Source organism: Neisseria sp. P0019.S002 (genome assembly GCF_051957155.1).
GTDB lineage: Bacteria > Pseudomonadota > Gammaproteobacteria > Burkholderiales > Neisseriaceae > Neisseria > Neisseria perflava.
Genome location: NZ_JBQCWS010000013.1, coordinates 1 through 16,326 on the forward strand (window position 1 = coordinate 1; position 16,326 = coordinate 16,326).

The window sequence follows — 16,326 nt, forward strand, 5'->3', positions numbered from 1 at the left end:
CCAAAGCAGCAGCCAATTCGAAGATTTTTTCTTCGTAACCAGCGTCACCTTCCAAAGCTTTCAGTGCAGAACCTTGTACGATTGGGCAGTCGTCGCCTGGGAAGTCGTAGCTTGACAACAAGTCACGAATTTCCATTTCAACCAGTTCCAACAGCTCGGCATCGTCAACCATGTCGCATTTGTTCATGAATACGATGATGTAAGGCACACCTACTTGACGAGCCAACAGGATGTGTTCGCGAGTTTGTGGCATAGGACCGTCAGCTGCGGAACATACCAAGATCGCGCCGTCCATTTGGGCAGCACCGGTAATCATGTTTTTAACGTAGTCGGCGTGGCCCGGGCAGTCTACGTGTGCGTAGTGACGGGTTTCAGTTTCGTATTCTACGTGTGAGGTATTAATGGTAATACCACGAGCTTTTTCTTCAGGAGCGTTGTCGATTTGGTCGTAAGCTTTTGCAGCGCCACCAAATTTTTTAGCCAAAATAGTAGTCAAAGCAGCAGTCAGAGTGGTTTTACCATGGTCAACGTGACCGATGGTGCCAACGTTTACGTGCGGTTTGCTACGTTCAAATTTTTCCTTAGCCATGAGCTAATTCCTTTACATATAAAGATCGATTAAAGAACAATGGCCGTCTGAAAATTTATTTTCAGTTTCAGACGGCCTTTTCTGATTAGCCTTTGCGGGCTTCAGTTACAGCAGCAGCTACGTGAGCAGGAGCTTCAGCGTATTTTTTGAACTCCATGGAGTAAGTAGCGCGGCCTTGGGTTGCAGAACGCAGGTCGGTTGAGTAACCGAACATTTCTGCCAGAGGTACTTCAGCACGAACTTTCTTACCACCGATACCGTCATCATCCATACCCAATACAACGCCACGACGACGGTTCAAGTCACCCATTACGTCACCCATGTATTCTTCAGGTGTTTCCACCTCAACTGCCATGATTGGTTCCAACAGAGCTGGATTGGCTTTACGCATACCTTCTTTAAAGGCTTGAGAGGCTGCCAATTCGAAGGCCAGTTGTGAAGAGTCGACATCATGCGAAGAACCGAAGATCAAACGTACGCGTACGTCAACCACTGGGTAGCCCGCAACGATACCGTTAGGCAGGGTGTCACGGATACCTTTATCGACAGAAGGAATGAATTCGCGAGGAATCACACCACCTTTAATTTCGTCGATAAATTCGTAACCTGCACCACCTGGCTCCATAGGTTCCATTTTGATCACAACGTGACCGTATTGACCTTTACCACCGGATTGTTTAGCGTGTTTGTATTCAGCTTCAACTTCTTTGCGGATAGTTTCACGGTATGCAACTTGAGGCGCACCAATGTTAGCTTCCACACCGAATTCGCGTTTCATACGGTCAACAATAATTTCCAAGTGCAGCTCACCCATACCGGAAATAATGGTTTGACCGGATTCTTCGTCTGTACGAACGCGGAAAGAAGGGTCTTCTTTCGCCAAACGGTTCAGGGCGATACCCATTTTCTCTTGGTCGGCTTTGGTTTTTGGTTCAACAGCAATGTGAATTACCGGCTCAGGGAATTCCATGCGTTCCAAGATGATTGGTGCGCTTTCAGCACACAGGGTTTCACCAGTGGTAACGTCTTTAAGACCGATCGCAGCTGCAATATCACCAGCGCGTACTTCTTCAATTTCAGTACGGTCTGCAGCAGTCATTTGCACCAGACGACCGATACGTTCGCGAGTACCTTTTACTGAGTTCAATACGGTATCACCGGATTTCACAACACCAGAGTAAACGCGGATGAAAGTCAACTGACCAACGTATTTATCGTTCAACATTTTGAACGCCAATGCAGAGAATTTCTCTTCATCGCTGGCTTGACGGCTGTCGGCTTCTTCAGTGTTAGGGTTAACACCTTGAACTGGAGGAATGTCGGTAGGAGCAGGCAGCAATTCTACAACTGCATCCAACATACGTTGAACACCTTTGTTTTTAAATGCTGAACCGCACAACATTGGTTGAATTTCACCAGCCAAAGTACGTTGACGCAATGCGCCTACGATTTCTTCTTCAGTCAGCTCATCACCGCCCAAGTATTTATCCATCAATTCTTCGCTGGCTTCTGCTGCAGCTTCAATCATGTTTTGACGCCATTCTTCAGCAGTCTCAACCAATTCAGCAGGAATATCGCCATAGGTAAAGGTTGTACCTTTATCGGCTTCATTCCAAATAATGGATTTCATTTTCAACAGGTCAACAACACCGCTGAAGCTGTCTTCCGCACCAACCGGAATCACGATAGGTACTGGGTTTGCGCGCAAACGGGTTTTCATTTGCTCAACAACGCGGAAGAAGTTGGCACCTTGACGGTCCATTTTGTTTACAAATGCCAAGCGAGGTACTTGGTATTTATTAGCTTGACGCCATACGGTTTCAGATTGAGGTTGAACACCGCCTACTGCACAGTAAACCATTACTGCGCCGTCCAATACACGCATAGAACGCTCTACCTCTACGGTAAAGTCAACGTGTCCCGGGGTGTCGATGATATTGAAACGGTGCTCAGGGAACTGTTTCGCCATACCGGACCAATAAGAAGTCACAGCAGCAGAAGTAATGGTAATACCACGCTCTTGCTCTTGTTCCATGTAGTCGGTAGTAGCCGCGCCGTCATGCACTTCGCCCAATTTATGAGTCAAACCTGTATAGAACAAAATACGTTCTGTTGTGGTTGTTTTACCCGCGTCAATATGGGCAGAAATACCGATATTGCGATACAGGCTGATAGGGGTCTTACGAGCCATTTTGTTAGCCTTTCGATATTAGAAACGGAAGTGAGAGAATGCTTTGTTAGCTTCAGCCATGCGGTGTACTTCTTCACGTTTTTTCAACGCACCGCCACGACCTTCAGCCGCATCAATCAATTCGCCTGCCAAACGCAGGTCCATAGATTTCTCACCACGTTTACGGGCCGCGTCGCGAACCCAGCGCATTGCCAAAGCCAGACGACGTGAAGGACGAACTTCAACAGGAACTTGGTAGTTTGCACCACCTACACGGCGGCTTTTCACTTCCACGATAGGTTTGGCGTTTGCAATGGCTTCGTTAAATACTTCGATTGCTACTTTGCCGGTTTTTTTCTCAATTTGTTCCAGTGCACCGTAAACGATACGTTCTGCAACAGATTTTTTACCGTCAATCATCAATACGTTCATGAATTTAGTTAGCTCAACGCTGCCGAATTTAGGATCTGGCAGTACGTCGCGCTTAGGGACTTCTCTACGTCTTGGCATTTTAATTTCCTTTAATCTATTCAGTTGGGTCAATTCCCATGAATACCCAATTGAGTATTCACTTACTCGGCCGTTGTTCAGCTTAGGCGGCCGACGTGCCTATTTGAGTCCCGATAATTATTTAGGACGCTTAGCACCGTATTTAGAACGGGCTTGTTTACGGTCTTTAACACCTGCAGTATCCAAAGAACCGCGTACAGTGTGGTAACGTACACCTGGCAAGTCTTTTACACGACCGCCGCGAATCAATACGACGCTGTGCTCTTGCAAGTTGTGGCCTTCACCGCCGATGTATGAAATTACTTCAAAACCGTTGGTCAGGCGAACTTTACATACTTTACGCAATGCAGAGTTAGGTTTTTTAGGGGTAGTTGTGTATACACGGGTACACACGCCACGTTTTTGCGGGCAAGCTTCCAGTGCAGGCACTTTGTTTACGTACACAGGCTTTTGACGGCCTTTGCGTACCAATTGGTTAATAGTTGGCATATTTTCTCGTCCTGTTGAGTTAAATACTTGCCGACACCATGTCGACAAGATTGGAATTATATTTTTATTGCAAGGGTTTAGTCAAGCAAATGACTGATAAAGTTTGGTGTTTTCCAATTTATGTCTAAATTTTGGAAACAAAGGCCGTCTGAAACATTCAGACGGCCTTTGTCATTTTAAATAAGTCCGTAATTTGGCTCTCTACTTATTTTTCTCCATTGCTTTCCTTATTTATTCAGACGGCCTTAATCTCTACCCTCTTTTAAATCCTCTAAAAAATAAAACCGCAAGACTGGCTTGCGGTTTTATTTTCACAATAATCCCTTGGGATTATTCGTCTGAAGCTTCGGTTTCAGAAGTTTCTTGATCAGCTTGCTGCCATTGCTGGTGACGGCTGCGGTGGTAGGTCAAGCCTGTACCGGCAGGAATCAAACGACCGACAATCACGTTTTCTTTCAAACCACGCAGCTCGTCTTGTTTGCCCATAATAGCGGCCTCTGTCAAGACGCGGGTTGTTTCTTGGAACGATGCCGCTGAAATGAAGCTGTCTGTAGACAAGGAAGCTTTGGTAATACCCAACAACACGTTTTCGTAACGTGCCGGCTCTTTGTCTTCAGCCATGGCTTTTTCATTGGCAAGCATCACATCGCCACGCTCAACTTGCTCACCGGTAATGAACTCTGTATCACCAGAATCGACAATGTTCACTCGACGCAACATTTGACGGATGATGACTTCGATGTGTTTATCGGAAATCTTCACACCTTGCAGGCGGTAAACCTCTTGCACCTCTTGAACAATGTAGCGAGCCAATGCTTCGATACCTTGCAGACGCAGAATGTCGTGTGGGTCTACGGCACCGTCTACGATGGTTTCACCGCGGTTCACCACTTGACCGTCATGTACCAAAATCTGTTTCTCTTTAGAAATCAGGGTTTCGTATGCTACACCGTCTACGTCGGTAATAATCAGACGCTGTTTACCTTTGGTTTCTTTACCGAAGGAAACGGTACCGGTAATTTCAGCCAACATACCTGCATCTTTCGGCACGCGTGCTTCAAACAACTCAGCTACTCGTGGCAGACCACCGGTAATATCGCGGGTTTTAGAAGACGCTTGTGGAATACGCGCCAATACATCACCCTTACCGACTTCCTGACCTTCACGGATGGTAATCACCGCACCGACCGGGAATGCCATAGAAACTGGGGTAGTCGTACCAGGGATGCAAATTTCCAGACCATTTTCATCCAACAGTTTGACAGTCGGACGCAACAGTTTAGAAGCACTAGAGGAACGACGTTTACCGTCAATCACTACCAGAGTAGACAAACCGGTCACATCGTCAGTTTGTTTCGCAACGGTAACACCCTCTTCCACGTTTTCGAATTTCACCATACCTGCGTGTTCGGTGATCATCGGACGGGTATGCGGATCCCAAGTTGCCAAGGTTTGACCGGCTTTAATGGCTTCGCCGTCTTGTACCAGCAGAATTGCACCGTAAGGTACTTTGTGACGTTCACGTTCGCGACCGATATCGTCGTGAATCACTACTTCACAAGAACGGCCGATGACAACCAATTCGCCTTTGTTGTTGGCAACATAACGCATTTGACTGCTGAAACGTGCTGTACCGTTGGATTTGGCTTCTACTTGGCTGGCTGCCGCCGCACGAGATGCCGCACCACCGATGTGGAACGTACGCATGGTCAGCTGAGTACCTGGCTCACCAATAGATTGTGCAGCAATTACACCTACAGCTTCACCAGCGTTAACCAGTTTACCGCGCGCCAAGTCGCGGCCATAACAGTGTGCACACAAGCCATGACGGGTTTTACAAGTAATTGGCGTACGGACTTTAACCTCGTCAACACCAGATTGGTCAATGATATCAACTAATTTCTCAGTCAGCAGTGTACCTGCCTCAACCAAAGTCTCGCCAGTTGAAGGATCAACAACATCTGATGCTGTAACACGGCCTAAAATACGATCGCGCAATGCTTCAATTACGTCACCGCCTTGCACAACTGCCTTCATGACAAAGCCGTCTGAAGTACCACAATCGTCTTCAACAACGACCAAGTCTTGAGTTACGTCTACCAGACGACGGGTCAGGTAACCAGAGTTTGCCGTTTTCAACGCGGTATCCGCCAAACCTTTACGCGCACCGTGGGTCGCAATAAAGTATTGCAATACGGTCAAACCTTCGCGGAAGTTAGAGGTAATCGGCGTTTCAATAATAGAGCCGTCAGGTTTGGCCATCAAACCACGCATACCGGACAACTGTTTAATCTGAGCCGCAGAACCACGGGCACCAGAATCGGCCATCATGTAAATAGAGTTGAAAGACTCTTGATCAACTTCGTTGCCGTCACGGTCGATGACTTTTTGTTTAGACAGGTTGTCCATCATCGCTTTAGCGATCTTATCGCCGGCACGACCCCAAATATCGACCACTTTGTTGTAACGTTCGCCGTTGGTTACCAAACCTTGACGGTATTGGTCTTCGATTTCTTTAACTTCGGCATTAGCCTCGGCCAGCAAGGCTGCTTTTTCTTTCGGAATTTCCATATCGTCAACCGCAATGGAAATACCGCCTTTAGCCGCAAAACCGAAACCGGTATACATCAAGTGGTCGGCGAAAATAACTGTATCACGCAAGCCGCACAGACGGAATGATGCGTTAATCAGTTTAGAAATTTCTTTTTTCTTCAGCGCTTTGTTGATGTACTCGAACGGCAGGCCTTTAGGCAAGATTTCGCTCAACAATGCACGGCCGACGGTTGTTTCATAACGGTTAACAACAGGCTCAAACTCACCTGCTTCGTTTTTCACCCATTCGCGCAGACGTACGGTAATTTTCGTACCCAGTTCAACCTGTTTGGTATGGTATGCACGATGTACTTCTTTCACATCGGCAAACAGGCTACCTTCGCCTTTGGCATTGATACGGTCGCGGGTCATGTAGTACAGACCCAATACGATATCTTGAGAAGGTACGATGATTGGTTCGCCGTTGGCTGGAGACAATACGTTGTTTGAAGCCAGCATCAGCGTACGTGCTTCCATTTGTGCTTCCAAGCTCAATGGAACGTGTACAGCCATTTGGTCACCGTCAAAGTCGGCGTTAAATGCGGCACACACCAATGGGTGCAACTGAATCGCTTTACCTTCAATCAGGATAGGTTCGAACGCTTGAATACCCAAACGGTGCAGGGTTGGCGCACGGTTCAACATAATCGGATGTTCGCGAATGACTTCTTCCAAGATATCCCATACTTCAGGCACCTCTTGCTCTACCAATTTTTTCGCAGCTTTAACGGTAGACGCCAAACCTTGTTTTTCCAATTTGTGGAAAATGAATGGTTTGAACAGTTCCAACGCCATTTTTTTCGGCAGACCACATTGGTGCAGACGCAGGTATGGACCTACGGTAATCACGGAACGACCAGAGTAGTCCACACGTTTACCCAGCAGGTTTTGACGGAAGCGGCCGCCTTTACCTTTAATCATGTCAGCCAATGATTTCAGCGGACGTTTGTTGGCGCCGGTCATGGCTTTACCGCGACGGCCGTTATCCAACAGAGAGTCAACTGCTTCTTGCAACATACGTTTTTCATTACGAACGATGATGTCAGGCGCATGCAGTTCCAACAGACGTTTCAGACGGTTGTTACGGTTAATAACGCGGCGGTACAAATCGTTCAAATCGGAAGTGGCAAAACGACCACCATCCAATGGAACCAACGGACGCAAATCAGGCGGCAATACCGGCAGCACGTCCATAATCATCCATTCCAATTTCATACCGGAACGGTGGAAGGCTTCCAATACTTTCAAACGTTTGGCAATTTTTTTAATTTTGGTGTCAGAACCGGTAGATTCCAGCTCTTGACGCAGGATTTCGATTTCGCCGGTAATATCCAAGGTGCGCAACAATTCACGGATACCTTCTGCACCCATTTTGGCATCGAAGTCGTCGCCGTATTCGTCCAGTTTGTTGTAGTAATCGTCTTCAGTCAGTAATTGACGACGTTGCAACGGAGTCATGCCGGGATCGGTTACCACAAATGCTTCAAAGTACAATACGCGTTCGATATCGCGCAAAGTCATGTCCAGTACCATACCCAAGCGGGAAGGCAGGGATTTCAAGAACCAAATGTGTGCAACTGGTGCTGCCAATTCAATGTGGCCCATGCGTTCGCGGCGCACTTTGGACAGGGTCACTTCTACGCCACATTTTTCACAGGTTACGCCTTTAAATTTCAAGCGTTTGTATTTACCGCACAAACATTCATAGTCTTTGACCGGGCCAAAGATTTTGGCGCAGAACAAACCGTCGCGCTCAGGTTTGAACGTACGGTAGTTGATGGTTTCAGGTTTTTTAACTTCGCCATAAGACCATGAGCGGATGGTTTCGGGAGAGGCAATACCGATTTTGATGGCATCAAACTCTTCTTCCATGCCGGCAGTTTGCAACGGATTAAATAAGTTCAACAAATTCATTTTTGCTCCTTGAAGGAAGTATTTTTACCGCATGGCGGATTTTCGATATTGGAAAACAGTACTTTTGATTTCAGACGGCCTAAATGCCGATTGCTTCATTCTTATTCTGAAACCGCTTTTTCAGACGGCCTTGAAAGGCCGTCTGAAAACTTCTGTTTAGTAACGTTCCAAATCGATATCCAAGCCCAGTGAGCGAATCTCTTTAACCAATACGTTGAAGGATTCAGGCATACCGGCATCGATTTTGTGTTCGCCTTTGACGATGTTTTCGTACATTTTAGTACGGCCGTTCACGTCGTCAGACTTCACAGTCAGCATCTCTTGCAGCGTGTATGCCGCACCGTATGCTTCCAATGCCCAAACCTCCATCTCACCGAAACGTTGGCCACCGAACTGAGCTTTACCGCCCAGAGGCTGCTGGGTAACCAGACTATACGGACCGGTAGAACGGGCGTGCATTTTTTCGTCAACCAAGTGGTGCAGTTTCAGATAGTGCATCACACCGACTGTAACCTTACGGTCAAATGCTTCGCCTGAACGGCCGTCATACAGCGTAATTTGAGTTTTACTGTCGTTGAAGCCCAGTTTCTCAACCTCAGGATCTTCGCTTGGGTAAGCCAAGTTCAACATTTCGCGGATTTCAGACTCTTTCGCACCGTCGAATACAGGAGAGGCGAAAGATGCACCTTTACGCAGGTTGGAAGCCAATTCGATGATTTCTTCATCTGTCAGGCTGTCCAACTCTTCTTTCTTACCGCTACCGTTGTAGAGTTTGTTCAAGAATTCACGCAGCTCGCTGGCTTTGCGTTGCTCTTTCAGCATACGGTCGATGCGTTCGCCGATACCTTTTGCCGCCCAACCCAAGTGAACTTCCAAAATCTGACCGATGTTCATACGGGAAGGTACGCCCAACGGGTTCAGTACGATGTCTACCGGACGGCCGTCAGCCATGTAAGGCATGTCTTCCACTGGCAGAATGCGTGATACCACACCTTTGTTACCGTGGCGACCCGCCATTTTGTCACCGGCTTGCAGACGGCGTTTGATGGCGATAAATACTTTCACCATTTTTTGTACGCCCGGTTGCAGCTCGTCGCCTTGGGTCAGTTTTTTCTTCTTGATCTCATACAACTCATCCGCTTCTTCGCGTTTTTGTTGCAGGCTCAATTTAATCAGCTCCAACTGTTTGGCTAAATCTTCGTCAGCCAGACGGATGTCAAACCAATCATGTTTGCTGGACAGGCTTGCCAAATATTCGGTAGTGATTTCGCTGCCTTTAGCCAGCTTCATCGGGCCACCGTTGGCTTTTTGGCCGACAATCATGCGCTCAATACGGTCAAATGCGTCGTTATCAAAAATACGCAACTGGTCGCTCAAGTCTTGACGGTAACGTTTCAGCTCAGAATCAATAATGGATTGAGCACGTTTGTCGCGTTGAATACCTTCACGAGTAAAGACTTGAACATCGATAACGGTACCGCTCATGCCGGTAGGCATACGCAATGAAGTATCTTTTACGTCAGACGCTTTTTCACCGAAGATGGCACGCAGCAGTTTTTCTTCAGGAGTCAGTTGGGTTTCGCCTTTAGGTGTTACTTTACCTACCAAGACGTCACCAGCTTCTACTTCTGCACCGATGTAAACAATACCGGATTCATCCAAACGGTTTTGCATACGCTCGGACAAGTTCGGAATATCGCGGGTAATGTCTTCCGCACCCAGCTTGGTATCACGGGCAACAACGTTCAATTCCTCAATGTGAATCGAAGTATAGCGGTCGTCTGCAGCTACTTTTTCAGAAATCAGAATCGAGTCTTCGTAGTTGTAACCGTTCCACGGCATAAAGGCGATGGTCATGTTTTGACCCAGAGCCAATTCGCCCAAATCGGTGGATGCACCGTCAGCAATCAAATCACCGCGTTGCAAAACATCGCCTGCTTTGACAGCCGGACGTTGGTTGATGTTGGTAGATTGGTTGGAACGGGTAAATTTAACCAAGTTGTAAATATCGACACCCACTTCACCGGCAGTTGCCTCATCGTCATGGACACGAATCACCACACGGTTGGCATCTACATATTCAACTACACCGCCACGACGGGCAACGATTGCAGTTGCAGAGTCAACGGCAACAGAGCGCTCGATACCGGTACCAACCATCGGTTTTTCAGGGCGCAGACACGGTACGGCCTGACGTTGCATGTTGGCACCCATCAATGCACGGTTCGCGTCATCATGTTCCAAGAATGGAATCAGAGATGCTGCAACGGATACCACTTGACCGGTTGCCACGTCCATATATTGAACCCGGTCAGGCGTTGCCATAATAGTTTCGCCTTTTTCACGACAAGTGACCAAGTCGCCGATCAGATTACCGTCTTTGTCCAAATCAGCATTCGCCTGTGCAATCACATAACGGCCTTCTTCGATAGCAGACAAGTAATCGATTTCTTCAGTTACTTTGCCATCGACAACACGGCGGTAAGGGGTTTCCAAGAAACCATAATCATTGGTACGCGCATAAACGGACAATGAGTTGATCAAACCAATGTTTGGACCTTCAGGTGTTTCAATAGGACATACACGGCCATAGTGGGTCGGATGTACGTCTCGCACCTCAAAGCCTGCACGTTCGCGAGTCAAACCGCCCGGGCCCAATGCAGATACACGGCGTTTATGGGTAACTTCAGACAATGGGTTGGTCTGATCCATAAATTGGCTCAATTGGCTGGAGCCGAAGAATTCTTTAATCGCGGCAGAAACAGGTTTCGCATTGATCAAGTCATGCGGCATCAAATTCTCAGATTCTGCTTGGTTCAAACGCTCTTTAACTGCACGCTCTACACGAGCCAAACCGCTGCGGAATTGGTTTTCAGTCAACTCACCCACAGAACGAACACGACGATTACCCAAGTGGTCAATATCGTCTACTTCGCCATGACCGTTACGCAATTCAACCAATGTAGCAATAGAAGCAACGATGTCTTCAACGCTCAGAACGTAACCACCTTTTTCAGATGCGCCAGCCAAAGTTTCGTTCAACAAACGGCCATACCAAGAGTTTTGTTGTGCTTCAGACAGTTTTTGCTCGTATGTACGCGTATTAAATTTCATACGGCCTACGCGAGACAAATCATAGCTGTCTTCACTGAAGAACAAGCGGTTGAAGAGCTGCTCAACAGCTTCTTCGGTAGGCGGTTCGCCAGGACGCATCATGCGGTAAATCGCTACGCGTGCAGCTTGCTGATCAGCAGTTTCGTCTGTACGCAGAGTGCTGGAGATGTAACCGCCTTGATCCAATTCGTTGATATAAAGGGTCGTAATTTCTTTTACACCATGGATATCAAGTTTGGCCAACAGTTCTTCTGTAATTTCATCGTTAGCAGAAGCCAATACTTCACCGGTTTCCGGATCAATCAGGTCAGCAGCCAATGCTTTGCCTATCAAGCTTTCTGGCTCTACATTCAAACGAGTCAAGCCTGCATTGGTAATATCACGGATATTTTTCGCAGTAATGCGTTTACCTTTGGCAACCAGTACATTGCCTTCTTTATCCAAGATATCAACTTTGGCAGTTTCACCTTTCAGACGGCCTGCAATCAGATCAGTTTGAACACCGTTTGAAGACAAATAGAAAGTTTCTTTGTCGTAGAAAATATCCAAGATTTGTTCATTGTTGTAGCCCAAAGCTTTCAACAAAATCGTAACCGGCATTTTACGGCGACGGTCGATACGGAAATACAGCAAATCTTTTGGATCAAATTCGAAATCCAACCATGAACCACGGTAAGGAATAATACGAGCAGAGAACAACAGCTTACCGGAAGAATGTGTTTTACCACGGTCATGCTCAAAGAACACACCAGGAGAACGGTGCAGCTGGGAAACAATCACGCGCTCAGTACCATTGATGACAAAAGAGCCGCTTGGCGTCATCAATGGGATTTCGCCCATATACACTTCGTTTTCACGAACTTCTTTTACAGTCGGCTTAGATGCTTCTTTATCCAAAATCACCAAACGGATACGGGCACGCAATGGAGCCGCGTAAGTAATGCCGCGCAATTGACATTCAGGAATATCGAATAAAGGCTCGCCCAATGTGTAATGCACAAATTCCAATCGCGCATAACCATTATGGCTCACAATCGGGAAAATAGAATTAAATGCTGCTTGCAGACCATCATCAGTGCGTTGGTCAAAAGCATTTTCCAGCTGCAAAAATTTCGCATAAGAATCAATTTGGGTTGCCAGCAGGAAAGGAACATCTAAGACATTCTCTCGCTTTGCAAAACTCTTACGGATACGTTTTTTCTCGGTAAACGAATAGCTCATATACACTCCGAAAAGCAATTTTAAATAATAGGCCGTCTGAAACAACGGCATGCATCAACCTGATATTTACATTTATTTGCAATGATTTTATAAAGACTATGCAAATAAATGTAAACAATACCTGATGCTTATTTTAAGAAGCAAAATAAGGCTGGCAGAAAACTGCCAGCCTTTATAGGAAGCATCAAATTATTTGATTTCGACTTTAGCGCCGGCTTCTTCCAGTTGTTTTTGGATGTCTTCAGCTTCAGCTTTAGAAACACCTTCTTTCAGAGTTTTAGGTGCACCGTCAACGATGTCTTTAGCTTCTTTCAGACCCAAACCAGTGATAGCGCGGACAACTTTAATCACGCCAACTTTTTGATCACCGGCAGAAGCCAATACTACGTCGAATTCAGTTTTTTCTTCAGCAGCAGCTGCACCAGCACCTGCTGGGCCTGCAACTGCAACTGCAGCAGCAGAAACGCCAAATTTTTCTTCAAAAGCTTTAACCAGGTCGTTCAATTCCATTACGGTCAAAGAACCAACGGCTTCCAAAATGTCTTCTTTAGTAATAGCCATGCTATTTATACTCCAAATATTGTATTAAAAAATAATTGATTAAATGAAACAAAATCGATTAAGCGGCTTCTTCGCCAGCTTTTTTCTCTGCCAAAGCAGCCAAACCACGTGCAAGGCCTGATACAGGAGCTTGCATAACGAACAACAGTTTGGACAACAGCTCTTCGCGGCTTGGAATAGAAGCCAACTCAGCAACCTGAGCAGGGTTCATCACTTCGCCATTGTAAGAACCGGCTTTAACGATAATTTTGTCATCTTTTTTCGCGAATTGGTGCAGCACTTTAGCAGCAGCAACAGCATCTTCAGAAGCAGCGTAAACCAATGGACCAACCATTTGATCGGCCAAACCTGCGAATGAAGTACCCTCTACTGCGCGACGAGCCAGAGTATTTTTCAGAACGCGTAAGTAAACGCCTTCTTTACGTGCATTTGCACGAAGCTCAGTCATGCTGGAAACACTGATACCGCGATATTCAGCGACTACGAGAGTTTGAGCGTTAGCAATTGCTGCGCTAATTTCCTCTACGGCCACTTTCTTGGTTTCAATATTGAGACTCAAGGTCTACCTCCCACTGTTTATAAACAGGATACCGAATGATATCCCACCAGCGCGGTAACCTAAAAAGACATCTTACAAGCAATCTTGCAATGTGTTTCAGGACTACCGTCTGCGTAGGGCAATTACGATTAAATCTTACGATCCCTACGGTCTTGGACATCTACTTAATTTTAAGTAGCCCAAATTCAGGTGACCCAGAAAATCAGATCACCTGAAAATTTCTTAGTTGTTCACGCTTGCAGTATCAACGCGAACACCCAAACCCATAGTGCTGGATACAGCAACTTTTTTCAGGTACTGACCTTTAGCAGCAGCAGGTTTGGCTTTAACGATAGCATCCAGCAACGCATTGAAGTTTTCTTTCAAGTCAGCTTCAGCGAAAGAAGCACGACCGATAGTTGCGTGAACGATACCGGCTTTATCTGTACGGTATTGTACTTGACCTGCTTTTGCATTTTTAACTGCTTCAGCAACGTTAGGAGTAACAGTACCTACTTTAGGGTTTGGCATCAGGCCACGAGGACCCAAGATAGTACCCAATTGACCAACGATACGCATTGCATCAGGAGAAGCAATAACAACGTCAAAGTTCAGGTTACCAGCTTTGATTTCAGCGGCCAGATCTTCAAAACCAACAATATCTGCACCAGCTTCTTTAGCAGCATCTGCATTTGCACCTTGAGTAAACACAGCTACGCGAGTTGTTTTACCGGTACCTTTAGGCAGAACGACTGAACCACGAATAACTTGGTCAGATTTACGAGGATCAACACCCAAGTTGAAAGATACGTCAACAGACTCGTCAAATTTAGCAGTAGCAGCTTTTTTAACCAAAGCAATTGCTTCATCGATTGCGTACAGTTTATTAGCTTCAACAGAAGAGCGAAGAGCTTTCAAGCGTTTAGATACTTTAGCCATTATACAACACCCTCCACATCCAAGCCCATTGAGCGAGCAGAGCCGGCGATAGTACGAACAGCCGCATCCAAGTCAGCAGCAGTCAAATCAGGCTCTTTAGTTTTAGCAATTTCTTCCAACTGAGCACGGGTTAATTTACCCACTTTATTAGTCAGAGGATTAGAACTACCTTTTTGCAGACCAGCAGCTTTTTTCAACAAGATAGAAGCTGGAGGGGTTTTCATCACAAAAGTGAATGATTTATCTGCAAATGCAGTGATCACGACTGGAATTGGCAAACCAGGTTCCATACCTTGGGTTGCAGCATTAAATGCTTTACAGAATTCCATGATGTTCAAACCACGTTGACCCAAAGCAGGACCAACTGGGGGAGATGGATTGGCTTTACCTGCAGGAATTTGCAGTTTGATGTAGCCGATAATTTTCTTTGCCACTTAAGGACTCCTAAAAACGGGTATAACGCGGAACCATTCCGCTTCCCAAACAGAATTTGCGATTATATCCGCTTAGAAAAAAATTTTCAAGCGAATTAAACCACTTAAATCTTTTCAACCTGACCGAACTCTAATTCAACCGGTGTTTCACGACCAAAAATCTGAACCGAAACACGCAGTCTATTACGCTCGTAGTTAACCTCATCAACAATTCCATTGAAATCAGCAAATGGGCCTTCATTCACACGAACCTGCTGACCCACTTCAAATTCAACTTTTGGTTTTGGCTTCTCAACACCTGTTTTGGCTTGTTGCAAAATAGCATCCGCATCTTTTTGAGAAATTGGGATTGGGCGATTTCCGCTACCACCTACAAAACCATTTACTCGAGGGGTACTCTTAACCAAGTGCCATGAATCATCGGTCATTTCCATTTCAACCAATACATAGCCTGGATAGAATTTACGCTCACTGATGGTTTTTCGGCCATTCTTGATATCTACCACTTCCTCCACAGGAACGAGAATCTGACCGAAATATTCTTCCATGTTTTCACGAGCAATACGCTCTTTCAATGTTTTTTGAACATTTTTCTCGAAACCGGAATAGGCCTGTACTACATACCAACGCTTTGACATCTTTACCCTTTCCTATTTAATAAAACATCAAAAAACAACCATGAAATAATTGTATCTGCCGCATAAATGAAGGCTGCTAAAACTGCAACGAAGATAATCACGAATACAGTCATTTTGACCGCTTCATCACGACTCGGCCAAACTACCTTCTTGAATTCAGTCCAAGAGCTCTTAAAATATGCAAACAGACCTTCTTTCTTTTCAGGAGCCGGCTTATTACTTACCACAACTTCCTTTTTCTGATGGTCTTCTTTGCGTCCAGACGGATGTTCTGTCATCTTTACTCACTTATCAATACCCCACCCGCCTTCATTTTAGATAGTGGCATTGATCCATTAATTAATTCCAAATAATCTTAAACTTAAGTACAAAAAAATTAACCGGCACAAGGCCGGTTAATTTTTTATTTGGCAGGCCAAGAGGGTCTCGAACCCCCAACCCTCGGTTTTGGAGACCGATACTCTACCAATTGAGCTATTGGCCTCTAAACTTAAGCGATTACAGAAGAAACCACACCCGCACCTACGGTACGACCACCTTCGCGAATCGCAAAGCGCAGACCTTCTTCCATAGCGATAGGCGCAATCAGTTCTACAGTAATGGTTACGTTCTCACCT

General features: G+C 46.0%; 12 protein-coding genes, 1 tRNA gene and 1 pseudogene. All 14 read right to left on the minus strand.

From position 1 onward, the window contains the following. The coding region (locus tag ACTHTY_RS11125; RefSeq protein WP_440367638.1) for a GTP-binding protein at positions 1-589 on the minus strand (589 nt) is incomplete at its 3' end. 85 nt (positions 590-674) lie between these two features. Continuing rightward, complete coding sequence (fusA, locus tag ACTHTY_RS11130) at positions 675-2,780, minus strand: elongation factor G (protein ID WP_036491326.1); 2,106 nt, start codon at positions 2,778-2,780, stop codon at positions 675-677. 18 nt (positions 2,781-2,798) lie between these two features. Then, positions 2,799-3,269, minus strand: a complete 471-nt coding sequence (gene rpsG / locus ACTHTY_RS11135) for a 30S ribosomal protein S7 (protein WP_002240962.1) — start codon at positions 3,267-3,269, stop codon at positions 2,799-2,801. Positions 3,270-3,386: 117 nt separating this feature from the next. Then, entirely contained in the window at positions 3,387-3,758 is a 372-nt protein-coding gene (gene rpsL, locus ACTHTY_RS11140; protein ID WP_002218431.1) for a 30S ribosomal protein S12, read from the minus strand. A 330-nt stretch (positions 3,759-4,088) separates the two neighbouring features. After that, positions 4,089-8,264, minus strand: a complete 4,176-nt coding sequence (gene rpoC, locus ACTHTY_RS11145; protein ID WP_070461127.1) for a DNA-directed RNA polymerase subunit beta' — start codon at positions 8,262-8,264, stop codon at positions 4,089-4,091. A 156-nt stretch (positions 8,265-8,420) separates the two neighbouring features. Further along, positions 8,421-12,599 carry a DNA-directed RNA polymerase subunit beta gene (gene rpoB / locus ACTHTY_RS11150; RefSeq protein WP_440367677.1) on the minus strand — a complete coding sequence of 1,393 codons (4,179 nt, stop codon included), beginning with the start codon at positions 12,597-12,599 and terminating at the stop codon, positions 8,421-8,423. Between the two features lie 189 nt (positions 12,600-12,788). Then, the gene (gene rplL / locus ACTHTY_RS11155) at positions 12,789-13,160 is read right to left on the minus strand and encodes a 50S ribosomal protein L7/L12 (RefSeq protein ID WP_003677916.1); all 372 of its coding nucleotides are present in this window, start codon (positions 13,158-13,160) and stop codon (positions 12,789-12,791) included. Positions 13,161-13,218: 58 nt separating this feature from the next. After that, the gene (rplJ, locus tag ACTHTY_RS11160; protein WP_314460439.1) at positions 13,219-13,719 is read right to left on the minus strand and encodes a 50S ribosomal protein L10; all 501 of its coding nucleotides are present in this window, start codon (positions 13,717-13,719) and stop codon (positions 13,219-13,221) included. A gap of 222 nt (positions 13,720-13,941) precedes the next feature. Further along, positions 13,942-14,637 (minus strand): 50S ribosomal protein L1, encoded by a 696-nt coding sequence (rplA, locus tag ACTHTY_RS11165; RefSeq protein WP_003677918.1) that lies wholly within the window; start codon positions 14,635-14,637, stop codon positions 13,942-13,944. Then, positions 14,637-15,071, minus strand: a complete 435-nt coding sequence (rplK, locus tag ACTHTY_RS11170) for a 50S ribosomal protein L11 (protein WP_002220151.1) — start codon at positions 15,069-15,071, stop codon at positions 14,637-14,639. Before rplK ends, rplA begins: the two co-directional genes overlap by 1 nt. 104 nt (positions 15,072-15,175) lie before the next feature. Further along, entirely contained in the window at positions 15,176-15,709 is a 534-nt protein-coding gene (gene nusG / locus ACTHTY_RS11175) for a transcription termination/antitermination protein NusG (protein ID WP_003680697.1), read from the minus strand. A gap of 2 nt (positions 15,710-15,711) precedes the next feature. Next, positions 15,712-15,987 (minus strand): preprotein translocase subunit SecE, encoded by a 276-nt coding sequence (secE, locus tag ACTHTY_RS11180; protein ID WP_003680696.1) that lies wholly within the window; start codon positions 15,985-15,987, stop codon positions 15,712-15,714. A 130-nt stretch (positions 15,988-16,117) separates the two neighbouring features. Continuing rightward, a tRNA-Trp gene (locus tag ACTHTY_RS11185) sits at positions 16,118-16,193 on the minus strand. Positions 16,194-16,199: 6 nt separating this feature from the next. Beyond that, positions 16,200-16,326: pseudogene (locus ACTHTY_RS11190) on the minus strand (hypothetical protein); the annotation flags it as partial.